Here is a 26,319-nt window from a genome sequence, read left to right on the forward strand (position 1 = left end):
ACCCTAATATACAGGAAGACCTTATGGCTAAATCGACGCGGAGCCGCTCGGCTGAACGTCTGGTCGATATTCTGGTTGAGTTACATTTAAATGGTGTGGTAAACCGCAGTGCGCTCATGGAAAAATTTAAAATTACCGAGCGCACTGTCTACCGGGATTTAAATGCGCTTTCACCTATTGTGGAACATACCGGTAACGGACTGTATCGTCTGATCCACTCCGCACAATCTCCCGGTGGACAAGGATTACATCACACGATTGCTAACTTCCTGAATGCCGATAGCTTTTTCCCGGAAAGAAATACGGAATTCTGGCAGAAACTTGAAACACGCGTTGACGAAAATCATATTCTTATTCTTGGCAACGAAGCAGAGCACACGGTAGAACGTGATATTCGTCGCTATTTATCGAAAATCGAGAAATCGATTAAGAATCGTAATGTATGCCAGATCGTTTATAAGGGTAAAACCCGCCTGATTAATCCCTATAAACTCATTAACAATAAAAATATATGGTATTTACAAGCCACCGAGAATAGCCGGCTAAAATCCTTCTCGTTGAGTCAGATTAGCTGGTTTGATATTCAACAAAAAACCTTCACGCCGGAAGAAAATGCGCTCGGACTGCTGGAAAAAAGCCTTGATCCGTGGGTGTCGGAAGACACTTTCGAAGTGAAAATATTCATTAAAGATACTATTTCACATTACTTTATGCGCCGCGACCTGCTGCCAGAACAAGAGCTTGTCGGTGAGCAGCACAACGGCGTCACGCTGCGCTGTCAGGCGGCACACGAGAACCAGATCCTGCCGCTGCTGTTCTACTGGCTGCCGAACATTCAAATCCTGGAGCCCAACTGGCTAAAAGAGAAGCTGCTTAAAACGCTGGAAAATTATCTGGCGGTAGAGCGCACAGCAGATAACCACGTGATCTCAATCACATAATTTCTCCCGGCGGCGGCGAGACGGAACCACTCGCCGCCCTCTTTGACCGCTCACCTGGCCCTTTCAACCGCTCATTCATTTACCTGTCTTTACACGCGCGTGGTTCTGGCACGATCGCTCCAGCATTAATCAATACCTCCTCATAACGAACCCTGACCCTTTTTCATTACATAAAAAACCAGGTCTTACTATGGATACGAAAAAACTACTGAAGCACGTGCCCTGGGCGTTACTCGGGATCCTCGGCGCTTTTTGTCTGGCGGTTGTCGCACTACGCCGGGGCGAACACGTAAGCGCCCTGTGGATCGTCGTTGCGTCTGTCTCCGTCTATCTTGTTGCTTATCGCTACTACAGCTTATACATCGCGCAGAAGGTCATGAAACTCGACCCAACGCGTGCCACTCCGGCGGTCATTAATAATGACGGCCTCAACTACGTGCCCACCAACCGCTACGTGTTGTTTGGTCACCACTTTGCCGCTATCGCCGGTGCGGGTCCGCTGGTCGGCCCGGTTCTGGCCGCGCAGATGGGCTACCTGCCTGGTACCTTGTGGCTGCTCGCGGGCGTAGTGCTGGCCGGGGCGGTGCAGGACTTTATGGTGCTGTTTATCTCTTCTCGCCGTAACGGCGCCTCTCTGGGTGAGATGGTCAAAGAGGAGATGGGCCGCGTGCCGGGGACCATCGCACTGTTCGGCTGCTTCCTGATTATGATCATCATCCTCGCGGTGCTGGCGTTAATCGTGGTGAAAGCGCTGGCCGAAAGTCCGTGGGGGGTCTTCACCGTCTGCTCTACCGTGCCGATTGCGCTGTTCATGGGTATCTACATGCGCTTTATCCGCCCGGGTCGCGTGGGTGAAGTATCGGTGATTGGTATTGTGCTGCTGGTTGCATCCATCTACTTCGGTGGCGTGATTGCGCACGACCCGTACTGGGGCCCGGCGCTGACCTTCAAGGACACCACCATCACCTTCGCGTTGATTGGGTATGCGTTTGTCTCCGCTCTGCTGCCGGTCTGGCTGATCCTGGCACCGCGTGACTACCTGGCGACCTTCCTGAAAATCGGCGTTATCGTCGGTCTGGCGATCGGCATCCTGGTGATTAACCCGGATCTGAAAATGCCGGCAGTGACCCAGTACATCGACGGTACCGGTCCTCTGTGGAAAGGTGCGCTGTTCCCGTTCCTGTTTATCACCATCGCCTGCGGTGCGGTCTCTGGCTTCCACGCCCTGATTGCTTCCGGTACCACACCGAAGCTGCTGGCTAACGAAAAAGACGCGCGTCTGATTGGTTACGGCGCAATGCTGATGGAGTCTTTCGTGGCGATCATGGCGCTGGTTGCCGCGTCCATCATCGAACCGGGGCTGTACTTCGCGATGAACACCCCTCCGGCAGGCCTGGGCATTACCATGCCAAACCTGCATGAGATGGGCGGTGATAACGCGGCGCTGATCATGGCGCAGCTGAAAGATGCGAGCGCACATGCTGCCGCAACCGTCAGCTCCTGGGGCTTCGTGATTTCGCCTGAGCAGATCATGCAGACTGCGAAAGACATTGGCGAACCGTCAGTCCTGAACCGCGCCGGTGGCGCACCGACGCTGGCAGTGGGTATCGCACACGTGTTCCACAAAGTGCTGCCGTGGGCTGACATGGGCTTCTGGTACCACTTCGGTATTCTCTTTGAAGCGCTGTTCATCCTCACCGCGCTGGACGCCGGTACCCGTGCGGGACGCTTTATGCTGCAGGACCTGCTGGGTAACTTCGTGCCGTTCCTGAAAAAAACCGACTCTCTGGTGGCGGGTATTCTGGGAACCGCGGGCTGCGTGGGTCTGTGGGGTTACCTGCTGTATCAGGGCGTTGTCGACCCGCTGGGCGGCGTGAAGAGCCTGTGGCCGCTGTTCGGTATCTCTAACCAGATGCTGGCCGCTGTCGCCCTGGTTCTTGGCACCGTTGTACTGGTGAAGATGAAACGCACCAAATACATCTGGGTCACCGTGATCCCTGCGCTGTGGCTGCTGCTCTGCACCACCTGGGCGCTTGGTCTGAAACTGTTCAGCGCCAATCCGCAGCTGGAAGGCTTCTTCTTCATGGCTAACCAGTACAAAGAGAAAATTGCCGCAGGCGGCGCGGACCTCACTGCCCAGCAGATTGCCAACATGAACCATATCGTGGTGAACAACTACACCAACGCAGGTTTGAGCATTCTGTTCCTGGTGGTGGTGTACAGCATCATCTTCTACGGCATTAAAACCTGGCTGAACGTGCGTAACGCCGAGGGTCGTACGGATAAAGAAACCCCGTATGTCCCGGTACCGGAAGGCGGCGTGAAGACCTCTTCACACCACTAATCCGCCCTCGCATCCCTCTCCCTGCGGGAGAGGGTTAGGGTGAAGGGAAACAACGCCCGGCAGCCCCTGCCGGGCTTTTTCTATCTGGAAGGCACAATGTTTGGTAACTTAGGCGAAGCGAAAAAATACCTCGGTCAGGCGGCGAAAATGCTGATTGGCATTCCGGACTATGACAACTACGTTGAGCATATGAAGACCAACCATCCGGATAAACCGTACATGACCTATACCGAATTCTTCCGCGAGCGTCAGGAAGCGCGCTACGGCGGGAGTGGAGAAGGCGGCGTACGCTGCTGCTAAAGGAGAGACCATGACCCCGATTGCCGTCACCCTGCTGACCGGTTTCCTTGGCGCCGGTAAAACCACCCTGCTGCGCCACATTCTGAACGCGCAGCACGGCTTCAAAATCGCCGTGATCGAAAACGAATTCGGCGAAGTCTCGGTCGACGATCAGCTGATTGGCGATCGCGCCACGCAGATCAAAACCCTGACTAACGGCTGCATCTGCTGCACCCGCTCAAATGAATTAGAAGACGCCCTGCTGGATCTGCTCGACAGCCGCGATCGCGGTGAAATCGATTTTGACCGCCTGGTGATTGAATGCACCGGTATGGCTGACCCCGGCCCGATTATTCAGACCTTTTTCGCCCATGAGATCCTCTGCCAGCGCTACCTGCTGGATGGCGTCATTGCGCTGGTCGACGCGGTTCATGCCGACGAACAGATGAACCAGTTCACCCTCGCCCAGTCGCAGGTGGGCTACGCCGATCGCATCCTGCTGACCAAAACCGACGTGGCGGGCGACAGCGAAAAACTGCGCGAGCGCCTGACGCGTATCAACTCGCGGGCGCCGATTTACATCGCGACGCACGGTGATATCGACCTCTCGCAGCTGTTCAACACCAACGGCTTTATGCTGGAAGAGCATGTCACCTCAACGCCGCGCTTCCACTTTATGGCAGATAAGCAAAACGACGTCTCGTCGATTGTGGTCGAGCTGGATTACCCGGTGGATATCAGCGACGTCTCCCGCGTCATGGAAAACCTGCTGCTCTCTTTTGCCGACAGGCTGTTGCGCTACAAAGGGATGCTGTGGATTGATGGCGAACCGAACCGCCTGCTGTTCCAGGGCGTACAGCGGCTGTACAGCGCTGACTGGGACAGACCGTGGGGAGATGAAACACCGCGAAGCGTCATGGTGTTTATTGGGCTACAGCTGCCGGAAGACGAGATCCGGACAGCGTTTGCAGCACTGCGCAAATAACCGTACGAACGCAGCCCTCTCCGCAGTTGAGGAGAGGGCTGTGAGATTATTTCAGCGCGTCGGGCAGCGTCACAATCCACAGTTCGCTTTCTGACGCCGGCTTCGCCAGCGGCTTCACGGCGAGGGTGGTCGCAACCGGTTTATCATCAATCGTGAGCGCGCCTTGCGAATTCACCCGATAGTCCTTGAGCTTCTTGCCCTCGACCGGATTTTCCATCGCCACCTTCACGCCAAAGTCGTTATCGTTCGCGACCGCCAGCGTGTTGTTGTCAATCAGCGCTAACCCTTCGGCCTTTTCCTGCTGCCAGCCAAGCGCGCGCAAATCCACGACCTGGGTTTTAGCCGCCAGCGTAATGCCGCGCTGGGCCAGCGTCTTCTCATCATCAAACTCCGGGTATTCGCCCGGCTTATCGAAGCGTGTCAGATCGCTCGCCTTGCTGAGGTCCACCTTGTAGATGAGGTTGCGCATGCCATCGTTTTTATCGCTGCCCTGCTCAATCAGCAGCAGCTGCTGGTTATCAAGCGCCACAATATCGCCAATTTTGGCGTCACTGTTTTTGCTGTAGGCCGCGCTGTCGATGGGATAACCGTACATCGCGGTTTTCCCGGTCGCCGGGTCGAAGCTCACCAGGCGGGTAAACAGCGCCTGTTTTTTGCTTTTACCGTCGATATCCAGCGTGCTTTGCACCGCGGCAATGATACGCCCGTCCGGCATACGGGTCAGGCCTTCAAAGCCCCGGTTTGGTTGACGCCATTTAATAATATTCGGCAAGCCGCCCGCGATGGATTTCTCGCCTTCCGCCGCCTGCGGACCGTGAATCGCCAGGATCTTGCCTTTACTGTCGACGTTAATCAGGAACGGACCGTACTCGTCGCACAGCCAGTAACCGCCTTTACCGTCCGGCGTGATACCTTCCGTATCCAGCCCGCGATTGTCGCCCTTCAGCACCTTTAACGTGTCACTGAACGCCACTTCATTGGTCGAGCCAATCACGCCGCTTTGCAGCGGCAGACCGTTGATCTCGCCTTTATCGTCATGCAGAGGGCGCGCATCGACGGCCTCCGCTTTGCCATTTTGTACGCGAATCGTCATCAGCAGCGGAGCGAAATCGGGCGTGACAAAGATTTTGGCTTCGTCTTTCCCCACTTTCGGCGAATCCGCATTCGGACCGCGATCGGTCACGGTCGCAAACGTCAGGGTATCGCCCTGTTTACCGGTAAACAGCAGGCCAGAGCCGATCCCGACCGGGAGCCCCTTCGGGAACGCACCGGCAAACGCGCCGCTGTAGCTCACGCGCGTGCCTTCGGGGAAGCTGACAACATAGTGTTCGGCCGTGGGCTGCGCCGCCAGGCCAGAGAAAGAGAGCGCACAACCGATAAGCACAGGAATAATTTTTCTTTTCATATTGTTAGTATCCAGAAAGTGAAGCCAACAACGTAAAGAACAAACGTGTCAGGAAAATGACACCGCAGAGATACGCGGGCAGGCAATTGCAGGCGCATGAACCGCCAGAAATGTAAAACTAAACCACAAAGTGTAAAATTTGAAATGTTTCTGGAAATTATTAGAAAGCCAATTAATTCATGTCAAACGGTTATCCTCTGTCTCGTTCAGTGTCTATTTAGTCAAAAAACTAAACCTGTCCTAAACGTCCAGGCAATACATATTGACCCGGCGATAACTAAACATGAAAGCAACATTTCAAAAGCCAGCCATTAACAAAAACAGCATAAAAACACGACCTTAATCACATTTGCAGTCATAAACATCGCTTGTTAAGGTGGCCTCAGATGAAATTAATGACGAGGCATAAAACATGAAAAAAATGAATGTTCTTCTTCTTTCTGCTCTGACCGTCCTGTCGGGTTCCGCACTGGCTATGGGCGGCACGATTGAGCAAGGTAAAAACTTTACTAACCTTAATCTGGAAATGGGTAAATCCTCATCCGGCGTGTACCTTGAAAGCAACTGGCTCAAAAACACTGACGACGGCACGCAAACAGGTGGCGTTGGCGCCGGTTACAACCTGGAAGTGGGCCCGGTGATGCTGAATGCCGGTGCCAAAGCAATCTACCTTGGCCCGAAAAAAGGCGATAACGGCGTGGCATTCCCCATCGGTGGCGGTATTAACGTTGCGCTGACGGACAGCATCCACGTGTTTGGCGAAGGGTATGCCGCACCAGAAGGTCTGAACAACAGCGTGAAAAACTACGTGGAAGCCAACGGCGGTGTGAGCTGGACGCCAGTCACGCCTGTGACGCTGAAAGTGGGTTATCGTCACGTAAGCGTTGACGGCAAAGACGGTCGTCCTGGCCACACGCTGATCGACGGCGCATATGTAGGCGGTGGAGTCACCTTCTGATGAAACACCGCATTACCGCGCTTTGCGTTCTGAGCATCACGCTTCTGCTCACCGGTTGCGTCCAGTATAAATGGGTGAAACCGGGAGTCAGTGACGCTGAGATGAATAAAAAGCTCACGGAATGCGAAGCACAGGCCCTGATTGATCTGCCCCCGGACAATGTTGTGACCGGTTCGAGCTCGGAAAAAATGGACAAATCGAAAAAGAAAAAGGATATTTCCACGAGCTACACGGTTGAAGACGCGAATGAATATCGCCGGGATACCTTAGTCGACAGCTGCATGTTCAAAAGCGGCTGGGACAAGATTGAAGTGCAATAACCCCAAAAAAAACCTGCCGAATGGCAGGTTTTTTATTCGCGGAGTTACTTACGCACCACCACCAGCTTCTGGTTCACAAACTCTTTGATCCCCAGGTCCGACAGTTCGCGTCCGTAACCGGATCGCTTCACGCCGCCAAACGGCAGCTCTGGCGCGGTATCGGTGAGCCAGTTGATATACACCATCCCGGTCTCAATACGCGACGCCATTTTCTTCGCCCGCTCGATATCCTTGCTGAACACCGCGCCGCCCAGACCATAGTGGGAATCGTTCGCCAGTGCGACCGCTTCGTCATCATTTTTCACCACATAGATCTGCGCCACCGGGCCGAAGAACTCCTCAAAGTAGGCCGGGTTGTCGCGCGAGATATGCGTCAGGATCGTCGGCTCAAAGAAGCACCCGTCACGCTGCACCGGTTTGCCACCGTAATGCAGTGTCGCGCCGTTTTTCACCGCCTCGTTGACCTGTCTGGTCAACGTGTCCAGCGCATCCTGAGAGGATAGCGGCCCCAGGGTGGTGCTCTCGTCCAGCGGATCGCCAATCTTCACCTGCTTAAATGCCTCGGTGAATTTCGCGAGGAAGGCATCCGCAATCTTCTCATGCACGATGAAACGCTTCGCCGCCGTACAGACCTGGCCGGCGTTATTGAGTCGGGCATTCACGCCCGTCTTCACGGCCTTCTCCAGATCGGCATCATCCAGCACCACAAAGACGTCATTACCGCCCAGCTCCAGGGTCGATTTTTTGATGTGCTTCGCCGCCTGCGCCGCGACCACGCTACCCGCTTTTTCGGAACCGGTCAGCGCGGCACCCTGTACACGATCGTCGGCGATGATGTTCGCCACCTGATCCGACGAAATAAACAGGTTGGTCCATGCCCCTTCCGGTGCACCGGCCTCACGCACCAGATGTGCAAACGTCTCTGCACAGTGCGGCACGATGCTGGCGTGTTTGGCGATCACCGGGTTACCGGCCGCCAGGTTCGGGGCGAGGACACGCATCAGCTGGTAATAAGGGAAGTTCCACGGCTCAACGGCCATCAGCACGCCAATAGGGTGGTGCTCGACCCACGCTTCCCCGAGTTCGGAGTCGTACTTCACCGGGGCGAGGAACCGTTGGGCATTATCCGCGTAGTAGCGGGCGATTTGCGCGCACAGTTTCACTTCACCGCGACTCTGCTCAATGAGCTTACCCATCTCCTTGCTGGCAATTCTGGCCAGATCCTCCGTACGTTCGTCGATGAGGTCCGCAAGTTTACGCAGTACCGGCAGGCGCTGGTTAATGTCGCCTTTTGCCCAGTCCGAATGGTAAAGCGCATCGGCCGCCTTCAGCGCCGCTTCAACATCCGCGTCGGTATGGGAGGGATATTCTTTGATGAGCTGGTTTGTGGCAGGATTTACTGTCTGGTAAGCCATGTCGAATCTCCTTGTTTTACCGCTTAGGGTATTAAGGGTAGACAATATGACTGGCGATGGACGTAAAGTTGGGTATATCCGGAAGGTTCTTAGCGTGGTACTGCAACATGTCGCGCGGGCATGGTATAAAAAACGTTCCTGACAGGAGTCCCCCATGACCGAGACCCGACACATCCGCCAGACCTTTCATCGCGCCTGCGGCCACGAGCTGCGCAGCACCTGGCAGAGCACCCAGGCGTATAAACGTCATTGTCACCCACAGCTCTCTATTGGCGCGATCCTGGAAGGCCAGACGTGCTGCACAGTCCATGACAGGGAGTATATCCTGACCCCTGGCGACATCATCGTCATCCCGGCGCATGCTCCCCACAGCTGCAACCCGGTGGCGGGACAGCCACGCAGCTACCACATGCTGTATATCGACACTGACCTTTCGCTGGCACTGCAGGTCATTCGCGACCAAACGCTGTTTAATCACTATCTTGGAGTGGTTGAGAACATGACCGCGGCCTCCCTGAACGCACTGCTTTGCGCCCTTCCCCCCTCTACAGGCCGCACAGATAAGCCCCATTCACTGAGTCAGCAGGTGCAAGAGGCGTTTCTGTCGAACCTCACCGCTCCGCCTTCCCTTGACGACCTTGCCCGGCGATTTTCACTGCGCAAAGAGACGTTAATCCGCACCTTTAAACAGGACACCGGCCTGACGCCAGGACGCTTTCTCAGCATCTCTCGCGTGGAATACGCCAAAGCGCGACTGCGTGCGGGAGATGATCTCGCCGATGTCGGTTACCAGAGCGGGTTTGCCGACCAGAGCCATTTCCATAAAACCTTCGTCAGCTACACGGCCGCCACGCCTCGCCAGTACGCGACGGGCCGATCAATATCAGACAATAATCAGGATACGTAACGCCGTAAGGTGATCTCCGTTTTTGCTCTGGAGGTCACGATGGAACTGTTCTTCCCTTCCGCTTTTCTCGCCCTGGCGCTGGCGCATTTTGTAGCCCTGTTAAGCCCCGGTCCGGATTTCTTTTTGCTGGTCGGTTACGCCGCACGTTACCGGCTGCGCGGCAGTGCCGGGTTGTGCCTCGGTATCGCCGCGGGTAACGCGCTCTATATTGTGCTGGTGATTATCGGCTGGAGCGCCCTGCGCACGTTTTCGTGGCTGTTCACCCTTATCGAATTATCCGGCGCGCTCTACCTGCTCTGGATTGGATCGCGGCTGGCGCGCAGCCGCCCGCAGACGCTTGCGCTCAATGAGACTCATCAGCGGTGCCCCTCATTGCGTAAGCAAATCCTGCTGGGGCTCGGTTCGGCACTGTTAAACCCGAAGAATGCGCTTTTTTATCTGGCGCTCATGACGGCGCTGTTAGGGCCGGATGTCACGCTGCTTCAGCAGTCAACCTGCGGTGTCTGGATGGTAATGGTGGTGCTGGTCTGGGATTTAGCACTGGTGTCGCTGATGGGCTTGCCCGTGGTTCAGCGGACGCTCAGCCGTGCACTCTGGCTGATTGAGCGAACCGCTGGCGTGGTGCTGATGGCGTTTGGTGGGTGGGTCGTGTGGCGTTTTTTGCATTTTCTTCCCGCCTCCCTCTATTCTTAAGCCATGGAAAAAATAGCTGAACTTAAACGCGCCAAGCTGCTGGCGCTGTCGCTGCTGCTGATTGCCGCCGCGGCGTTTATCACCACCCTGTTCCTGCCGCAAACCTTCTGGGTGCGCGGCGTAAAGGCCATTGCCGAGGCGGCGATGGTCGGCGCACTGGCGGACTGGTTTGCCGTCGTCGCGCTGTTTCGCCGGGTGCCTATCCCGTTTATCTCACGCCATACGGCGATCATTCCGCGCAACAAAGACCGCATTGGCGACAATCTGGGTCAGTTCGTGCAGGAAAAGTTTCTCGATACCCAGTCGCTGGTGGCATTGATCCGCCGCTATGAACCGGCACAGATGATTGGCACCTGGTTCAGCCAGCCCGACAACGCCCGGCGCGTCGGGCTGCATCTGATTCAGGTAATGAGCGGTTTTCTTGAACTGACCGACGACGGACGCATTCAGCGGCTGCTCAAACGGGCGGTGCACAAGGCCATCGACAAGGTCGACTTCACCGAAACCAGCGCGGTGATGCTGGAGAGCATGACCCGGAACAATCGCCATCAGGTGCTGCTGGACGCCATCATCAACCGCCTGATCGCGCTTATCCAGCGTGACAGCACGCGGGACTTTATCGCCGACCAGATTGTGCACTGGCTGAAGACCGAGCATCCGCGCAAGGCCATGGTGCTGCCTACCGAGTGGCTCGGCGATCAGAGTGCGGAGATGGTGTCGAATGCGGTGAATACGCTGCTGGATGATATCAGCCACGACCGCACGCACCAGATCCGCCAGGCGTTTGACCGCGCCACGCTGAAGTTTATCGACAACCTGAAAAACGATCCGGAAATGGCCGCCAAAGCCGATAACATCAAGCACTATCTGAAGAACGACGAGGCGTTTAACCGTTATCTGGGCGAGATGTGGGCCGACCTGCGTCAGTGGCTGAAAGCGGATATGCAAAGCGAGGACTCGCGCGTCAGGCAGCGCATCGCCAACGCCGGACTGTGGTTTGGTGAAACGCTGTCGAACGATGCCAGCCTGCAGGCATCGCTGAACGAGCATCTGGAGCAGGCGGCGCACCGCGTGGCACCGGATTTTGCCGCGTTCCTCACGCGACATATCAGCGACACGGTCAAGAGCTGGGATGCCAAAGATATGTCGCGCCAGATTGAGCTTAACATCGGCAAAGACCTGCAGTTCATCCGTGTGAACGGCACGCTGGTGGGTGGGACGATTGGCCTGATCCTGTTTTTACTCTCGCAATTGCCTGCCGTGCTCGCGCATTAATTCGCCTCAGGCGGCGCGATCACATAGCGCGTAGGGGCAAAGCGATTGAGGATCAAATGCACCAGGAAGACCATTGTCAGGGTCGCCACCAGCGCAAAGGTCACCGAGGTAATGCGATAGAGATCGCTGAACACCAGGTCGCTGTCCGGGTGCATGTTCTGCCCGAACATAATGCCGATGGTGGTGATGCTGGAAAACCCGACCCCGGCGCCGACCTTCTCCATCACATGCAGCCGCGCGCCAAATGCCAGCCCAAGGCCGATAAGCGGCATCATCAGCAGCATATGGCTGCTGTGATCGTAAAGGATAAGCTGGACGACCAGAATGTAGAGGCAGCCCAGCACCACGCCGACCACGCGCCAGAGGGAACTCATCACCGCGCCGCGATAGTGCATGGGAAACAGAATCAATACCCCGGCCATCAGCGCGGAAAGTGAGTCGCTCAGGTCGCTTATCTGGAAGATGACGAAAATCAGGGTGGCAACGGTCCCGGAAAGCAGCGACTCGTGGCGCACGCGGGCGTCATCTTTTTCAATCAGCGGCGGCGGCTTGCGCGGCTCCACGTCCGGCAGCAGGTAATTCATCAGCGCGCTCAGGCACACCGCCATAACGCTCGCTTCGATATTGGAAAACAGCAACGTATGCCAGTCGGTGGTGGGATAGCTCATAAAGTTGAGCATCACGCTCTGGCAGACCACGCCCATCGAACCAAACAGAAACAGCGGTCCCTTACTCATAAAGCGAAAACGCATGACGTACAGGGCGAACACGACTAATGTCATGATCACCGGCCATTGCGACAGATAGCCGATGATAATGACCATTTCAACGCAGTTAAGCGAGGCGCTAAAGATAAATTGCTTCGCCACGTGGCGGTTAAAGACCGGTACCAGTGACAGCAGCATGATGGGGTAGACCACGAAAAACACGCCGTAGTGAGTGTTGTAAAAACTCGAAATGCTCAGCGCAATCATGCCGGCAAAGACGATGCGCAGGGTCTGGCGAAAGTCGTTTGCCGTATAGACGATGTTGCCGTGCGGGGTAAACACCCGCGCCAGAGTGTTAATAGACATAGTGCAGCAGGCTCACCAGGTGGATCTGCATCCCGGAGAAGAAGCGCGCAAACGGCCCTTCGCTGTTATAGAGCTGCACGGTGGCACGCGCACCGGTCGGAAGTTGCTTCGGTAGCGCCTCGTCCAGCGCCACGTGGATTCGCATACGCTGGGCATCACGAACCCACCGGTTGGAGGTTTCTGGCTCGGACAGCTCGCCGTTCACCGCCTCCTGTCCGGCGAGGATCCCCGCATCGCTGCTGGTCACATGCGCACGGAAGACGTGTCCCGGGAAGGCGTCAAACACCACGGCGGCATCGGTTCCCTGATGGGTATGGCGCAGGCTCTTCTCGCGGAAGTCGGCCACGATATCGGCCTGATTATTCACCAGCGCCAGCGCGGCCGAGCCGGAGGAGGCGTAATAACCCGGGCTAAGCTGCAGGTTACTGACCGTGCCGTCCGCCTGGGCGTAAACCTTCGTCCAGCCAAGATTCAGTTCCGCTTCATCCAGCGCGTTGCGGTATTTTTGCAGGGTGACGTTGCGGTGTTCTTCCCGCTCACCGCGCTGAATGCGCAGGTTACGGATGTTCGCCTGCAGCGAACTGACGGACTGCTCGCTGCTCTGCCAGGTGGTCCGGACTTTATCCAGATCCGCCTGCGACACGTTCTGCAGCGTGCTGAGTTTCTGATAACGATCGTAGGTCACCTTGTCGTTACGCGCGGTCAGCACGGCGGTTTTTAGGCTGGCCTGTGCGGCCGCGATCTGCGCATCCAGCTGTTCGTTAGAAAGTCGCGCCTGCTCCAGCGCGATTTGCGCTGCTTCCACTTTATTGCGAAACGGCGTGTCATCCAGCTCAAACAGCAGGTCGCCTCGCTTCACCTGGCTGTTGTTGTGTACATGGACAGCCGCCACGTAGCCGGAGACGCGCGGAGAAACCGGTGTCACCACGCGCATGACGGTGGAGTCCGGCGTCAGCGGGATCCAGATGTCCGCGACGACAAAGTAGACAAACATCAGCAGGAAAGAGGCAATACTTACCCTTACCCAGCGGGCAAACTTTTGTTCAGGAGTCATTATTTTTCGGTCTTGTTATCTTCTTCGCGGATTTTCCGCAAATTGCAGGCGATTTGATTCAATGTGGCGCTGAAAATATCGAGATGTTCCGGCGCGATGTTTTGCGATACGCGCGCCTGAAATGTCTCGATCACCCGGGAGAGCGTCCTGAGTACGGCGTTCCCCTCCGGCGTCAGCGTGAGTAGCCGGATACGCTTGTCATAAGGCGATACGGTGCGTAACAGGTAACCCTGTTTTTCCAGCTGTGTCAGCGTGCGCATCAGCGGCGGCAGTTCAATACCCTGCACCTCCGCCAGTTCACTCACCGAGACGTTATCCCCAAGCTGTTGAAGCTGCATCATCACCGTCCAGCTCGACTGGGTTAACCCGGTCTCGAGAATGGCGTCGTCAATCACGGCGCGCCACTGACGCACGATCATGGCCATCCGCATCCCCATCGGTCTGCGGCTAAACAGTTCTTCTTCACGCATGGGATATCCTCTCGTAACACGCGGTCAAGGTAATAGTTACCAGGGTAAGTATCAAGAAACGAGAGACAAAAGAGCAGGAATTGCGAAAAACGAATGCCCTCTCCCGGTGGGAAAGGGCATCAGACCGCGGAGAATTTAGCGGCTAAAACGTTTTTTAATGGCAACGTTTCCCGACGCGGTGACTACCACGTCCCGATATCCCGCCACCCGCTGGATCCAGCCGTTGCTGTCCAGGTACGCGAGGAGCGCCGCGCCCGCCTCGCCCCCCAGATGAAACCGCCGCTCGCTCCAGTCAAGACAGGCACAGCAGGCCTTACGGCGCGGATTGGCGCTTAATGAAATACCGAGCGTCAGGAACTGTTCGCGTCCATACACGGTCAGGGCTGACCCGTCCGTCTCCAGCCAGTCCTGCGCCTGCATAAAATCATAGATTTGAACGGCCACCGTCCCTGCCAGATGGTCGTAACAGGTGCGGGCTTCACGCAGGGCTTTCGGGGCGGTGGTTTCCGGCGGGGTGATGCGGCTCCACGACAGCCCCATCATCTGCTCGACCAGCTCCGCCACGTCGTGTCCTGCCAGGCGGTAATAGCGATGCCGCCCCTGTGACAGACAGGTAATCAGCTTTCCGTCCAGCAGACGGGTCAGGTGCCCGCTGGCGGTGGAGGGGGCGACATCCGCCGCCGCGCTCAGCTCGGTGGCGGTCCATGCCCTGCCATCCATCAGCGCACAGAGCATTTTCACACGCGACGGATCCGCCATGGCGGCGGCCACTGCCGCCATGGCCTGCTCCAGCAGCGCGCTGTTGTCAGGGGGTAAACGGGTCTTAAGCATGGACTGCCCATGGTCTGGTGATCTCTGCCGCCAGCTTATCATTATCCGTCAGCAGAATGAGGTGATTCGCATGGTCGCTGTACTGGGTCAGTACAGACACACCGTGAGCCGCTAACGCCGCGGCAATCTCGCCCAGCTCACCGGGACGCGCCTGCTGCAGTTTTCTGATCAGCGGTTTACGGACTGACCGGACGTTAAACCCGCCCTCAAGCAGCACGCGACGGGCTTTTTCGCCCTCTTCCACCAGGAAATGGGCTTCGGTACCAAACACGCCGCCGCCCTCCAGCCCCACACCATTACACCCCAACAGCTGGCCAAATCGCGCCAGTTCCCCTGGCGTAGCGTCGAAAATCACATGAACGTCATACATCCGCATGCCCTCCGGTTTCTGAGGCGTATTCCCGCACCACCTGCGCCACCCGAATGCGGTAGTAGGTAAAGATGGCCTCCCGCCCCTCCCTCTGCGCCGCCTGATGAAAGACGTTCTGCTTCCAGCGGCGGACCGCTTCTTCATCCCGCCACCAGGAGAGGGAGAGAATTTTGCCGTCGGTGGTCAGGCTCTGAAAACGCTCGATATCAATAAACCCGTCGATATCTGCCAGCAGGGGTTTGAGTTCGGCTGCGAGCTGCAGGTAACGCGCCTGGTGGGCAGGCACGGCCTGGGCTTCGAAAAGGACTGCAATCATGGTTGTCTCTCCGTTGTGAGGGTGCGGAGAGCATGCAGGAAAGAAAATACGGATGCTTCGGTGAAGGGCGAAGTATTGTCGCCCTCTTCCCGGGAGGGCGACAAACGGTTATCCCAGAATCGACTTCGGCTCCATAAACGCGCGGATCCCCCACTCGCCCATCTCACGCCCCACGCCGGAGTGCCTGAACCCGCCAAACGGCGCTTTAGGCTCATGGGCCAGCGTGTTCACCAGCACGCGGCCCGCGACAATCTGCTGCGCCACGCGACGCGCACGTTCGACATCCCTGCCCAGCACCATCGCACTCAGGCCATACTCGGTGTCGTTGGCAATGGCGACGGCTTCGGCCTCGTCCTGATAAGCGATCACACACAGTACCGGGCCGAAGATCTCTTCCCGGGCAATCGCCATCTGATTTGTGACGTCAGCAAACAGCGTCGGGCGCACAAACCAGCCGTCCTGCGTCCCTTCCGGACGCCCTTCGCCCCCCACCAGCAGGTTTGCCCCCTCGTCGAGACCTTTACGGATATAGCCCTGCACCCGCAGCCACTGTTTTTCGCTGACCATCGGGCCAATTTCTGTCGTGTTATCGCGCGGATCGCCGGATTTCACGGCCGCGACGGCCTGCGCCAGCGCAGTTTCGATTTCCGCCTTACGCGACTGCGGTACCAGAATGCGCGTTCCGGCCACGCACGCCTGCCCGCTGTTCATAAACCCGGCCTGCACCACCAGCGGGATAGCCTGCGCCAAATCGACATCATCAAGCAGGATCGTCGGCGATTTACCGCCTAACTCCAGCGTCACTCGCTTAACACTCTCCGCCGCGTTGCGCAGTATCGCTTTGCCGGTAACGGTCGAACCGGTAAACGAAATTTTCGCCACGTCCGGATGGCGGCTGAGGGTCTCACCGACCGTATCGCCCCGTCCGGTGACAATGTTAAACACGCCCGGCGGTAACCCGGCATCGCGCAGCGCCTCGGTGACAATGCGGGTTTGCAATGCGCTCATCTCGCTCGGTTTAATCACCGCCGTGCAGCCCGCCGCGAGCGCAGCCGCCAGTTTGCCGCAGATAAACCCCGCGTCGCTGTTCCACGGGGTAATAAGCCCGGCGACACCAAGCGGCGTCATCTGCACCGTTGCCGCCCCCGCCGTAGTCACAAACTCAAAGGCTTCCAGCGCCTCGATGGCCTGGGCAATGACATCTGCCGGGTAGCGGGCCATCCACGCCGAGCGCGAGGCTGGCGCGCCGTACTCTTCAATCACCGCGTCCAGCAGCGCATCATGACGGGCGGCCACGGCGGCATGCATGCGTTTCAGCGCGGCAATGCGTTCCTGTCGGGGGGTTTGCGACCATGCCGGAAATGCCGCTTTCGCGGCCGCGATGGCATGCTCAGCGTCTACCTCATCAGCCAGGCGAACCTGGCCAATCACCCGCGCCGTCGCCGGATTGTATAAATCAAAACGTTCGGTGCCGTGCGGGGTAACAAATTCTCCGTTGATAAAGATCTGTTCGATGTTGTGCATATAAACCTCCTCAGGCTGTATGGACACAGTCTGGCACGGCTTCTCCGTTGCGATAATCCACGCTATGCTGCAAGGGTTGTTTCGATTTTCAGGATAATCTATGCATCGTTCAGGTCTGACAGAGCTGGAAGTGGTCATGGCGGTGGTGCGGCGCGGCAGTTTTCGCGGTGCGGCACAGGAGCTGGGCATGTCCGCCACGGCGGTAAGTAACGCTATCGCCGGGCTGGAGAGCCGCCTGGAGACGCGCCTGTTTAACCGCACCACCCGCAGCGTGGCGCTTACCGACGCCGGGCAGCGCTACGTGGCGCGTATCGGCCCGGCCCTACAGGCGATACGCCAGGCCGGCGAAGAGATCCACAGTGATACCGGCGAACCTGCCGGCACCCTGCGCTTAAACGTACCGAACCATATCGGTGCGCTCTTTCTGGATCAATTGCTGATCGACTTTATGATCCGCTACCCGAAAATGCGCGTCGAGACGCTAAGCGAAGCGCGAATGATCGATATCGTCGCAGAAGGTTACGACGCCGGGATCCGTCTTGAAGAATCCGTGCCGCAGGACATGATCGCCGTGCCGCTGACCGGTGAGATCCGCCAGCTTGTCACCGCCACGCCGGATTACTTTGCCCGCCACGGCACGCCGCACACGCCGGAGGATCTGCTCTTACATCAGGGGATCGGTATGCGCATGGCGCACGGTGGGATCTACCGCTGGGAGCTGGCGCGTCGCGGGGAACAGTACGCCCTGGCGGTACCGCCGCGCTTTGCCACGTCCGATCTCTTCGCCTCGATCCGGGCCGTGAAGGCGGGATTAGGGATAGGGTTTTTACCGGAACTGTATATCCGGGAAGAGCTTGAAAGCGGGGAACTGGTGAGCGTGTTAAACGACTGGACGCAGCCGTTTGCCGGGCTGCGCTTGTACTATCCGGGGCATCGCCACGTCCCGCCAGGGTTACGGGCGCTGGTGGCGATGATCCGTGAGCGCGGGGTTATTCGAGGTTAGCTTTATTCAGCCCGTAAGCCGCGTCCAGCGAGCCCGGCGCCATGCGGGACGTGATCCCCAGACGGTTCCAGGCGTTGATCGCCACAATGGCAAAGTTCAGCTCTGAAATCTCCACGTCCGAGAAGTGCTCCGCCACGCTGCGGTAGAGCGCATCGCTCACGCCATGCACGCTAATTTGCGTCAGCGCTTCGGCGAAGGCCAGCGCCGCTTTCTCACGGGCGCTGAACAGCGGGGACTCGCGCCATGCCGCCAGATGGTACAGGCGCAGCTCGCGTTCTCCGGCGATTTTGGCCTCTTTCGAGTGCATATCCAGGCAGAAGGTACAGCCGTTCAGCTGTGAGACACGAATGTCGATCAGGTGCTTCAGCGCCGGGTCGAGAGAGGTTTTCGCCACTTCCATGCTCAGGTTGGACAGCGCGTTGGCGAGGGCAGGTGTGATCTTATGGTGGTTGACGCGAGTGCTCATTGTCTTTCCTCTTTTTTGTGCGGCATATGTCATGCGATGAGGACAATCTACGCGGATAATGACATAGTAAAAAGATACATAAACCGTCAAACGAGGTAGGACATGAAACCGGGCTATCACGCTATTTATACCCGCTATCGCGACAACATCACGCGTGGCGTGCTAAAGCCTGGCGACAAAGTCCCCGCCATTCGCGTGCTGGCGGAAGAGCTGAAGGTGGCGCGCAAAACCGTTGAAACCGCTTACGCCATCCTGACGGGCGAAGGGTATCTGGTAAGCCAGGGGGCACGCGGCACGCGGGTCAATCCGGACCTGTTACTGCCTGCGCAGCACGCCCCAGCGGAGCAGACCACCGGCACGCTTCCGGCCTCGCTGATCGGCCAGCGCGAACGGGCAGGCTTTCTGCGCCCCGGCATTCCCTCCCTCGACAGCTTTCCCTATAAAAAATGGCTGCTGCTTTCAGGCCAGGCGACGCGCGCCATGCGCCAGGAAGAGATGCTGAATCCACCCGTGCTGGGCTGGTATCCGCTGCGCCAGGCGATTGCCAGCTACCTTAATATTTCACGCGGGCTCGCATGCACTGCCGAGCAGGTGCTGATCACCAGCGGCTACAGCGGTAGCCTGCGCCTGATCCTCGATACGCTGGCCAGCCGCAGCGACAAGGTGGTGTTTGAAGATCCGGGCTACTTTATGGGCCAGCAGTTGCTCAAGCGGATCGTGCCGCGCCTGCACACCGTGCCGGTCGATCGCGCCGGGATCGATACGGAATACCTGCTGCGCCACCATCGCGATGCCCGCTTCGCCATCGTCACCCCGTCGCACCAGAGCCCGCTGGCGGTCACCCTCTCTCTGCCGCGTAAACAACAGCTTCTCGACTGGGCGAGTCAGAACGAGGCCTGGATTATTGAGGATGACTACGACGGGGAATTTCACTACACCCGCAAGGTGCTGCCGTCGCTAAAAAGCCTCGACCGGCACGACCGGGTCATTTTTATGGGCACCTTCAGCAAAACCATTATGCCGTCGCTGCGCATGGGCTACGTGGTGATGCCCGCCAGCACCCTCGGGGCGTTTACCGACTGCGCGGACATCGTTACCAGCGGCCAGCCGGTGCTGACGCAAAAGATCCTCACCGCCTTTCTCAACGAAGGCCATTTTTTCCGGCATCTTAAGAAGATGCGGGCCCTGTATCAGACCCGGCGGGAGTGGATGATTAAGGCTTTACAGGAGGTGTATGGCGACCTGTTTTTCACCGAGCAAAACGACGGTGGGATGCACATCGTGGCATTCCTTTCGAAGGGGAGTTGTGACCGGGAAATCGCGCACTGCTGGCAAGCGCAGCAGCTGCAGGTTAACGCGCTCTCGGAGTGGTATCGCGGCTCCGGCAAGCGGTACGGACTGGTGATGGGCTATAACAACGTGCGCACGTATCAGGAGGCGGTGGCACTACTTGAAAGGCCAAAACAAGAAACGCTGGAATTACTACTCTGAAATCAGATAGCTATCCACGCCATAAAAGAACGTGATAAAGATACAATCTTGAGCCTTTTTTATATTTCTAAGGAAAAGAAAATGAAAGCCATTCTGGGATTTGACTACTTATTAACGCCACGCGTGCTGGTCTTCTTCTACTGGATCGTCATGCTGGTGATTTTGATTGCCGGCGTGTATTCCATGTTTACCGATCATCTGATCACCGGATTTATCGGGATGATTTTCAGCCTGATCGGCTGTCGCGTGACGTTCGAACTGATCATGGTTGCGTTTAAGAATAACGAATATCTGCGCCGCATCGCTGAAAACACCGCGGTGAAATCAGTCGAATAATCTCTCCGTTGCGCCGGGTAGGGGTTTCTCCTTACCCGGCCAGCGCCGACCCTGCCTGCTTACACATCATAGCGCGACAACCCGACATCCTTGAGCTGCTCGTCACTCATCTTGCTCAGGATGCGACGTGTGCGGTGAATACGGTACCAATTGCGTAGCGTTTTGCCGATCCAGACAAAAACAATAAACGGACGTTTTGAACGGTTCTCGTAAAATTCCATGATGCTCTCCTCACTGTGCCAGTAGCGTTATCATCGTGGAATTCAGGTCGTACAATACAGATTCAAAAACATCTTTTGTTTAACATACAGATCCGCTAAAACTGTATCTGCATGCCGTTTTTTGCGGCAATCTGTACTGGTTTTACAATCTGTATGGTGAAAACAAAGGATACAGCATGACGCGCTACCAACATCTCGCCAATCTTCTGGCGGAACGCATTCAACAAGGGCTGTATCGCAGCGGTGAACGCCTGCCGTCGGTGCGCGCGCTGAGCCAGGAGCATGGCGTTAGCATCAGCACCATACAGCAGGCCTACCAGATCCTCGAAAATCTGCAGCTGATCACGCCTCAGCCACGCTCCGGCTATTTTGTCTCGCAACGTAAGGCCATGCCGCCCGTACCGGCAATGACGCGTCCGGTGCAGCGTCCGGTAGACGTCACCCAGTGGGATGAAGTGATGATGCTGCTGGATGCCCGTGCCGACAAAGAGATGATCTCCTTTGGCGGCGGCTCGCCGGACGTCAATCAACCGAGCCTGAAACCGCTGTGGCGTGAAATGAGCCGCATCGCGCAGCACAATCCGGGCGAGATGCTGAGCTATGACGTGCTCGACGGTCGGCTCGAGCTGCGCGAGCAGATCGCACGGCTGATGCTGGACGGCGGCTCTACCGTGGCCGCGAATGAGATTGTCATCACCAATGGCTGCCACGGCGCGCTGTCGATTGCCCTGCTCTCGATATGCAAACCGGGCGATATTGTGGCCGTGGAATCCCCGTCGTTTCACGGCACCATGCAGATGCTGCGCGGGTTCAACATCAAAGCCATCGAAATTCCCACCGATCCCGAAACCGGGATCAGCATTGAAGCGTTAGAGCTGGCGCTGGAGCAGTGGCCCATTAAAGCGGTGATCCTGGTGCCCAACTGCAATAACCCGCTGGGTTTTATCATGCCGGAAGCGCGGAAGAAGCAGGTGCTGGCTCTCGCCCAGCGGCACGATATCGTGATCGTGGAGGATGATATTTACGGCGAGCTGGCGGCGGAATACCCGCGCCCGCGCACCATTCACTCCATGGACATTGATGGCCGCGTGCTCCTGTGCAGCTCGTTTACCAAGACCGTGGCACCGGGCCTGCGCGTCGGCTGGATTGTGCCGGGGCGCTATTACGACCGGGTGATGCACATGAAATACGCTGCAGGCGGCTTTAACGTGCCGGGAACGCAGATGGCGGTGGCGGCGTTTATTCGCGACGGCCATTATCATCGTCACGTTCGCCGTATGCGCCAGATTTATCAGCAGAATATGGAAACCTATACCTGCTGGGTGCGGCAGTACTTCCCGGCGGAGATCTGCGTGACGCGTCCGCAGGGCAGTTTTTTGCTGTGGGTGGAGTTACCGGAAAACGTCGACATGGTGTGCGTCAGCAAGCAGCTGTGCCGGCTGAAGATCCAGGCAGCAGCCGGGTCGCTGTTCTCTGCGTCCGGCAAGTACCGCAACTGCCTGCGGATCAACGTTGCGTTACCGCCAACGGAGAAGCATCGTGAGGCGCTGAAGAAGATGGGTGAGGCAATTGTGATTGCGATGGAGGAGTAGTGCGGCCTGATGCCCTCCTCCACCAGGCCGGGCAAGGCGTCACCGCCGCCCGGCACTGTCACCGACTCAAAACGTCCATGAAACGCTGCCAACGATACTGCGTTCCGCGCCGAAATAGCAGTAGGAGAGCGAGTTACACGCCGCCACATAGCGTTTATCGGTCAGATTATTGACGTTCAGCTGCGCGCTCATGCCCGTGAGCCCCACCTTCGACAGGTCATACCCCACCACCATATCCACCAGCGTATACGACGGCAGCGTATGGGTGTTCTGGCGATCGCTGGTAATGCCGTTGACGTAACGAACGCCGGAGCCGACGGTCAGGCCGTCCAGCGGGCCCGTTTTCACGTCGTAGCTGAGCCAGGCACTGGCCATATTCCGCGGCGCATAGACGGCGCGCTTGCCCTCCTCTTCCGGGCTGCTCTTCTTGTAGCGAATGTCGGTATAGGTGTACGCCGCCTGCATGCGCAGGCTGTCGGTCAGTTGACCCACCGCTTCCAGCTCAACGCCCTCGGACTCGATTTCACCGATGGAACGGTACGGATCGGTCGGCTCCTCTTTGGTGGCGATATTCTTCTGGTTGATGCGGAACACCGAGGCGCTGAACTGGCTGTTCATCCCCTCGGGTTCATACTTCACGCCCGCTTCCCACTGCTTGCCTTTCATCGGGTCCAGAATGTTGCCCTGCTCATCGGCGAAACTGGTCGGCGTAAAGGCCGTGGAGTAGCTGACGTACGGCGCGACACCGTTATCAAACAGATACAGCAACGCCGCGCGGCTGCTGACGTTGTTCTTATCCAGGTCGCTGCGGGTATGGTTAACGTTATCAACGTTCGACACGCTTACCTGGTCATAACGCCCGCCCAGCGTCAGGCGCCAGCGGTCAATGGACATCTGATCCTGCAGGTAGTACCCGGTCTGGCGCAGCTTATGTTTTTCCTTGCTGTACTGGGTGATGTAATCCGGTTTCGCACCGTAAACCGGGTGGAACGCGTCGATGGGCGGGAAACCGCCGTAGTAGCCGGTCACGTTATTGGTACGGTCCTGATAATCCAGGCCAATCAGCACGCGGTGGTTAACTGCCCCGGTATCGAAACTGCCGTCGACCTGGTTATCCAGCGTGATGGCATTCATCTTCTCGTCAGAACCGGAATAGCCGCGGTTGAGCTCGGTATCGTTCAGCCAGCCCGCGGCATATACCTGATTCAGCTCCACTTTGGTGTGCAGATAGCGCAGCTTCTGGCGCACCGTCCAGCCGCTGTCGAACATGTGCTCAATGTTGTAGCCCACCATGTTTTCCCGACGATCGTACTTGTCGTAATCATCCTCACCTTCAAAGAAGGTGTTGGTGATTTTCTTACCGTTATGTGGCACCACGGTGCCGTCATAAGGCAGGCCGGAGTGGCTCCCCCCTTCCGGATCGCGGTGCAGATAGGCCATCAGATCCAGACGTGTGTTATCAGTGATGCGCCAGGTCAGGCTCGGCATCAGCGCGTAGCGCTCTTCCTTCAGCGGATCAAACTGGGAATCGGCATAGCGGGTCATACCGCTGAGGCGCACCGCCACGCGGTCGTTATCATCGACCGGACCGGTAACGTCGAACATCGCCCCGCGCTGGTTATTGTTCCCGGCAAATAGCTTAATCTCCCCGCCCGGATCGAACGACGGCTTGCGGGAGGTCAGCGCCACGATACCGCCCGGCGATGAACGGCCGTACAGCACGGAGGCCGGGCCACGCACCACCTCGATATTGTCGAGGAACCAGGGATCCACCACCAGCGAGCTGTGAGAGTTGGTGTCTCCCATCATCTTCAGGCCGTCGAGGTAGACATTATCCAGACTGCCGTCGGAGAAACCGCGCAGCACCATGTAGTCGAAGCGGTTTGACGCGCCAATCTGGTTGCTGTAAACCCCCGGCGTGTAACTCACCGCCTGGCGCACGCTGGTCGCGCCCTGCTCTTCAAACTGCTCGCGGGTAACGATAGAGACCGACTGCGGAGTCTCTATATCCGGCGTTTCAAGCTTGGTGGCAGCAGATTGCATCTGCGACGTGACCACAACGGTGTCCGTTTTTTGGGCATCCTGCGCCAGTAAAGGAAAAGCGACGCTACCGGTAACCCATCCCACCAGCAGTGCCAGACGTGACTTAGCAAACATAACCCTCTCCAAAGGTATTTCTTATTGTTAATAAGAATTATTACCTTTTTGAGAGGGCAAACAGCTATGCGCGCCGCCAGGATACGTATGCGCGGTGCTAAACCGCACGGGTTGCGTTCGCGCGAAGAGAGAAAGTAGGTTAGCGGCGTTTGCGCACGTCGCCCGGTGCAATACCGTAATGGCGACGAAACGCGGTAGCGAAATTGGTGGCGTGCTGATAGCCACACATCCACGCCGCCTGCTGCACGCTGTAGCCTTCAAGCAGATAGCGACGCGCCAGCGCGAGCCGACATTCACGCAGGTAATCGAAAAGGGTACAGCCGTAGCGTTGACGAAACTTGCTGCGCAGGCTGCTCGGGCTCATGGCGGCGAGGGCGGCCAGCTGCGCAAGAGTATGATCCTGCTCCGGAGACTGTTCCAGCCTGCTGCGCACGCGTTCAAGACGCGCATGCTCAGGCCGGCACGGGAAGGATTGCTGGCGCTGCGCCAAACCCTGGCCCAGAAGCTGATACATCAGCCCTTCCAGCAACAGCTGACGGGATAACGCGCTTAGACCCTGCTGCTGAGCATGCTGGATCCCCGCAAGGACAAACTCAGGAACGTGCCAGACCAGGGTGGGCGCATTCAGGCTTTGCCATTCCTGGAGCAGCGACTCAAGCAGGGTCTCGCGCCTGGCATCGTGTGGGAATAGACCAAACGAGAGCGTTTTCAGCGTGCTGTCGGCATCGTGACGCGCGCACATTATCTGCTCTTCACTCAGGCGGGAGCTGAAGGCCATGCCGGATCGTACGACATATTCAACGCCATTGAGCGCGATCGTGACGCCGCCTTCCAGCACCACCAGCATATAGAGTGGGCTGCTATGGCGAGAGGTGGTTTCGTAAGGTTGTAAAACGCGAACGTTGGAGTGGGTCAGTGAAATGCCGGATGAAAGCGTCATCTCTTCCACATTCCCCTGCAGCACGGCGCGGTTGTTGACCTGCGCATTTTTTAACTGCGGGAACCGGTAGTCGATGCCGTAGCGTTCACCGAATATCTGAAAATCCTCAACAAAAAACAGGCGTTTCGCTGATCTATTTTCACGCTGGAGCATATGACGGTGCCTGCATCGGGGAAAGGACAAACGAAACAGTACCATTCATTGGTGGTGGCAGCAATCACTGGGCATAAAACGTATTACGCTCCGGTCTGAGCCGGAGCGAAGAAATATATTCCAGTTAAAGAGATATATTTATGCTTGCTGCCACTCAGCAAAAACCTCTTTATGGTTTTTGGTCAGGACAACTTTATTATCATCCACTTTGTCCACCCAACCGAGCGGTATAAAGTGGTGCTTCCCACCGGATTCCGGATCGCTTTTCGCAAGCTTTATACGCTCGCCATCCAGATGGTCCACAACACCGACGTGTGTTCCGCAGCTGGCGACAACCTGAGCGTGATCCATAATTGCGTTTTTATCTACCATAATAATTCTCCCGTTTTGGTTATTTGGCCGTTGCACGGGATTAACTGTAGCGCATAAATTTGGCTTGCGGGCGCTTATTAGCATTTTGAAACATCATTGACACAACAGGATATTATGGCTACCGCGAGGCATAGCGAAGCATAATGAAAAAATAAGAATAAGATGAATTATTCTCGACGTTTATTTTTTATTTCATAATTACATTATCGCAACCAACGAGGAGGCATTAATGACGATTCGTAATATTCGTAATAATCGTACAGAAATTTCACTGGCTCTTGGTGAAGCGGTTTTAGACATTGTGCAAAAAGGCCACGAGCTGTCGCGTGAAAATCTGGCGCAGGCAATGAAAACAAAAGCAGAGAAGGAGCGCGACGATGAGCGGCTCCTGAATTACTGGAAAGCCTGTAATATGCTGGTCTGAACGA

General features: G+C 57.0%; 28 protein-coding genes. 14 read left to right on the top strand and 14 right to left on the bottom strand.

All coding sequences use genetic code 11. The features are described from left to right. Window positions 1-23 precede the first annotated feature (23 nt). From AM410_RS04015 to yjiA, 4 genes are all read left to right on the top strand, one after another. Entirely contained in the window at window positions 24-941 is a 918-nt protein-coding gene (locus AM410_RS04015) for a helix-turn-helix transcriptional regulator (RefSeq protein WP_020885313.1), read from the top strand. A 190-nt stretch (window positions 942-1,131) separates the two neighbouring features. After that, window positions 1,132-3,285, top strand: coding sequence for a carbon starvation CstA family protein (locus tag AM410_RS04020; RefSeq protein WP_020885314.1), 2,154 nt, complete (start codon window positions 1,132-1,134; stop codon window positions 3,283-3,285). A 96-nt stretch (window positions 3,286-3,381) separates the two neighbouring features. After that, window positions 3,382-3,585 carry a YbdD/YjiX family protein gene (locus AM410_RS04025; protein ID WP_003856610.1) on the top strand — a complete coding sequence of 68 codons (204 nt, stop codon included), beginning with the start codon at window positions 3,382-3,384 and terminating at the stop codon, window positions 3,583-3,585. A gap of 10 nt (window positions 3,586-3,595) precedes the next feature. Beyond that, entirely contained in the window at window positions 3,596-4,549 is a 954-nt protein-coding gene (gene yjiA, locus AM410_RS04030) for a GTPase (RefSeq protein WP_020885316.1), read from the top strand. A 46-nt stretch (window positions 4,550-4,595) separates the two neighbouring features. Here the strand turns inward: yjiA and AM410_RS04035 are convergent, their stop codons facing one another. Next, window positions 4,596-5,954 (bottom strand): esterase-like activity of phytase family protein, encoded by a 1,359-nt coding sequence (locus AM410_RS04035; RefSeq protein WP_044859180.1) that lies wholly within the window; start codon window positions 5,952-5,954, stop codon window positions 4,596-4,598. Between the two features lie 412 nt (window positions 5,955-6,366). Here AM410_RS04035 and AM410_RS04040 point away from each other — a divergent pair, with 412 nt between their 5' ends. Continuing rightward, the gene (locus AM410_RS04040) at window positions 6,367-6,912 is read left to right on the top strand and encodes a YfaZ family outer membrane protein (protein ID WP_108647515.1); all 546 of its coding nucleotides are present in this window, start codon (window positions 6,367-6,369) and stop codon (window positions 6,910-6,912) included. Then, window positions 6,912-7,232, top strand: a complete 321-nt coding sequence (locus AM410_RS04045) for a hypothetical protein (protein WP_020885318.1) — start codon at window positions 6,912-6,914, stop codon at window positions 7,230-7,232. Before AM410_RS04040 ends, AM410_RS04045 begins: the two co-directional genes overlap by 1 nt. A gap of 44 nt (window positions 7,233-7,276) precedes the next feature. Here AM410_RS04045 and AM410_RS04050 read toward each other — a convergent pair whose 3' ends face one another. Then, the gene (locus AM410_RS04050; RefSeq protein ID WP_032679567.1) at window positions 7,277-8,647 is read right to left on the bottom strand and encodes an NAD-dependent succinate-semialdehyde dehydrogenase; all 1,371 of its coding nucleotides are present in this window, start codon (window positions 8,645-8,647) and stop codon (window positions 7,277-7,279) included. 154 nt (window positions 8,648-8,801) lie between these two features. On the opposite strand from AM410_RS04050, the gene AM410_RS04055 reads away from it, so the two are divergent. The 3 genes from AM410_RS04055 to AM410_RS04065 are packed head-to-tail and all read left to right on the top strand — an operon-like array spanning window position 8,802 to window position 11,522. Beyond that, window positions 8,802-9,554 (top strand): AraC family transcriptional regulator, encoded by a 753-nt coding sequence (locus tag AM410_RS04055; protein WP_032681723.1) that lies wholly within the window; start codon window positions 8,802-8,804, stop codon window positions 9,552-9,554. A gap of 39 nt (window positions 9,555-9,593) precedes the next feature. After that, a complete protein-coding gene (locus tag AM410_RS04060; RefSeq protein WP_086533214.1) occupies window positions 9,594-10,247 on the top strand; it encodes a LysE family translocator in 654 nt (217 codons plus the stop codon). Between the two features lie 3 nt (window positions 10,248-10,250). Beyond that, window positions 10,251-11,522 (top strand): DUF445 domain-containing protein, encoded by a 1,272-nt coding sequence (locus tag AM410_RS04065; RefSeq protein WP_014168469.1) that lies wholly within the window; start codon window positions 10,251-10,253, stop codon window positions 11,520-11,522. Here AM410_RS04065 and AM410_RS04070 read toward each other — a convergent pair. The 7 genes from AM410_RS04070 to AM410_RS04100 form a co-directional block, all read right to left on the bottom strand. Next, window positions 11,519-12,595, bottom strand: coding sequence for a DUF2955 domain-containing protein (locus tag AM410_RS04070; protein WP_014168468.1), 1,077 nt, complete (start codon window positions 12,593-12,595; stop codon window positions 11,519-11,521). The genes AM410_RS04065 and AM410_RS04070 overlap by 4 nt on opposite strands. Then, window positions 12,585-13,652, bottom strand: a complete 1,068-nt coding sequence (locus AM410_RS04075) for an HlyD family secretion protein (RefSeq protein ID WP_086533213.1) — start codon at window positions 13,650-13,652, stop codon at window positions 12,585-12,587. The genes AM410_RS04070 and AM410_RS04075 overlap by 11 nt, the downstream gene beginning before the upstream one ends. After that, on the bottom strand, window positions 13,649-14,119 hold the full coding sequence (locus tag AM410_RS04080) for a MarR family winged helix-turn-helix transcriptional regulator (protein WP_025205651.1): 471 nt from the start codon (window positions 14,117-14,119) through the stop codon (window positions 13,649-13,651). Before AM410_RS04080 ends, AM410_RS04075 begins: the two co-directional genes overlap by 4 nt. Before the next feature lie 135 nt (window positions 14,120-14,254). Continuing rightward, window positions 14,255-14,950: an ArsR/SmtB family transcription factor gene (locus AM410_RS04085; RefSeq protein WP_108647517.1), complete on the bottom strand. Its 696-nt coding sequence runs from the start codon at window positions 14,948-14,950 to the stop codon at window positions 14,255-14,257. Continuing rightward, window positions 14,943-15,320, bottom strand: a complete 378-nt coding sequence (locus tag AM410_RS04090) for an amino acid-binding protein (protein WP_108647519.1) — start codon at window positions 15,318-15,320, stop codon at window positions 14,943-14,945. The genes AM410_RS04085 and AM410_RS04090 overlap by 8 nt, the downstream gene beginning before the upstream one ends. Beyond that, a complete protein-coding gene (locus AM410_RS04095) occupies window positions 15,313-15,636 on the bottom strand; it encodes an antibiotic biosynthesis monooxygenase family protein (RefSeq protein WP_059306417.1) in 324 nt (107 codons plus the stop codon). The genes AM410_RS04090 and AM410_RS04095 overlap by 8 nt, the downstream gene beginning before the upstream one ends. Before the next feature lie 108 nt (window positions 15,637-15,744). Beyond that, window positions 15,745-17,160 (bottom strand): aldehyde dehydrogenase family protein, encoded by a 1,416-nt coding sequence (locus tag AM410_RS04100; RefSeq protein ID WP_108647521.1) that lies wholly within the window; start codon window positions 17,158-17,160, stop codon window positions 15,745-15,747. A gap of 100 nt (window positions 17,161-17,260) precedes the next feature. On the opposite strand from AM410_RS04100, the gene AM410_RS04105 reads away from it, so the two are divergent. Further along, a complete protein-coding gene (locus tag AM410_RS04105; RefSeq protein ID WP_108647523.1) occupies window positions 17,261-18,163 on the top strand; it encodes a LysR family transcriptional regulator in 903 nt (300 codons plus the stop codon). Here AM410_RS04105 and AM410_RS04110 read toward each other — a convergent pair. After that, window positions 18,150-18,629: a carboxymuconolactone decarboxylase family protein gene (locus AM410_RS04110; protein ID WP_032679560.1), complete on the bottom strand. Its 480-nt coding sequence runs from the start codon at window positions 18,627-18,629 to the stop codon at window positions 18,150-18,152. The genes AM410_RS04105 and AM410_RS04110 overlap by 14 nt on opposite strands. A gap of 102 nt (window positions 18,630-18,731) precedes the next feature. On the opposite strand from AM410_RS04110, the gene pdxR reads away from it, so the two are divergent. Further along, window positions 18,732-20,120: a MocR-like pyridoxine biosynthesis transcription factor PdxR gene (gene pdxR, locus AM410_RS04115; RefSeq protein WP_014168459.1), complete on the top strand. Its 1,389-nt coding sequence runs from the start codon at window positions 18,732-18,734 to the stop codon at window positions 20,118-20,120. Window positions 20,121-20,201: 81 nt separating this feature from the next. Continuing rightward, window positions 20,202-20,456, top strand: coding sequence for a DUF4282 domain-containing protein (locus AM410_RS04120; protein ID WP_020885330.1), 255 nt, complete (start codon window positions 20,202-20,204; stop codon window positions 20,454-20,456). 59 nt (window positions 20,457-20,515) lie between these two features. Here the strand turns inward: AM410_RS04120 and AM410_RS04125 are convergent, their stop codons facing one another. Next, entirely contained in the window at window positions 20,516-20,677 is a 162-nt protein-coding gene (locus tag AM410_RS04125; protein ID WP_014168457.1) for a DUF1127 domain-containing protein, read from the bottom strand. Window positions 20,678-20,853: 176 nt separating this feature from the next. Here AM410_RS04125 and AM410_RS04130 point away from each other — a divergent pair, with 176 nt between their 5' ends. Next, on the top strand, window positions 20,854-22,269 hold the full coding sequence (locus tag AM410_RS04130; protein ID WP_014168456.1) for an aminotransferase-like domain-containing protein: 1,416 nt from the start codon (window positions 20,854-20,856) through the stop codon (window positions 22,267-22,269). Between the two features lie 66 nt (window positions 22,270-22,335). Here AM410_RS04130 and foxA read toward each other — a convergent pair whose 3' ends face one another. The 3 genes from foxA to AM410_RS04145 all read right to left on the bottom strand — a co-directional run bounded on the left by foxA (window position 22,336) and on the right by AM410_RS04145 (window position 25,891). Next, the gene (gene foxA, locus AM410_RS04135) at window positions 22,336-24,444 is read right to left on the bottom strand and encodes a ferrioxamine B receptor FoxA (RefSeq protein ID WP_108647525.1); all 2,109 of its coding nucleotides are present in this window, start codon (window positions 24,442-24,444) and stop codon (window positions 22,336-22,338) included. A 121-nt stretch (window positions 24,445-24,565) separates the two neighbouring features. Beyond that, a complete protein-coding gene (locus tag AM410_RS04140; protein ID WP_108647527.1) occupies window positions 24,566-25,519 on the bottom strand; it encodes an AraC family transcriptional regulator in 954 nt (317 codons plus the stop codon). A 138-nt stretch (window positions 25,520-25,657) separates the two neighbouring features. After that, window positions 25,658-25,891, bottom strand: a complete 234-nt coding sequence (locus AM410_RS04145; RefSeq protein ID WP_020885334.1) for a DUF2171 domain-containing protein — start codon at window positions 25,889-25,891, stop codon at window positions 25,658-25,660. Between the two features lie 229 nt (window positions 25,892-26,120). Here AM410_RS04145 and AM410_RS04150 point away from each other — a divergent pair, with 229 nt between their 5' ends. Continuing rightward, window positions 26,121-26,315, top strand: a complete 195-nt coding sequence (locus tag AM410_RS04150) for a DUF2767 family protein (protein WP_020885335.1) — start codon at window positions 26,121-26,123, stop codon at window positions 26,313-26,315. The last annotated feature ends 4 nt before the right edge of the window (window positions 26,316-26,319 follow it).

The sequence above is a fragment of the Enterobacter cloacae complex sp. FDA-CDC-AR_0164 genome (assembly GCF_003071645.1).
Taxonomy (GTDB): domain Bacteria; phylum Pseudomonadota; class Gammaproteobacteria; order Enterobacterales; family Enterobacteriaceae; genus Enterobacter; species Enterobacter ludwigii.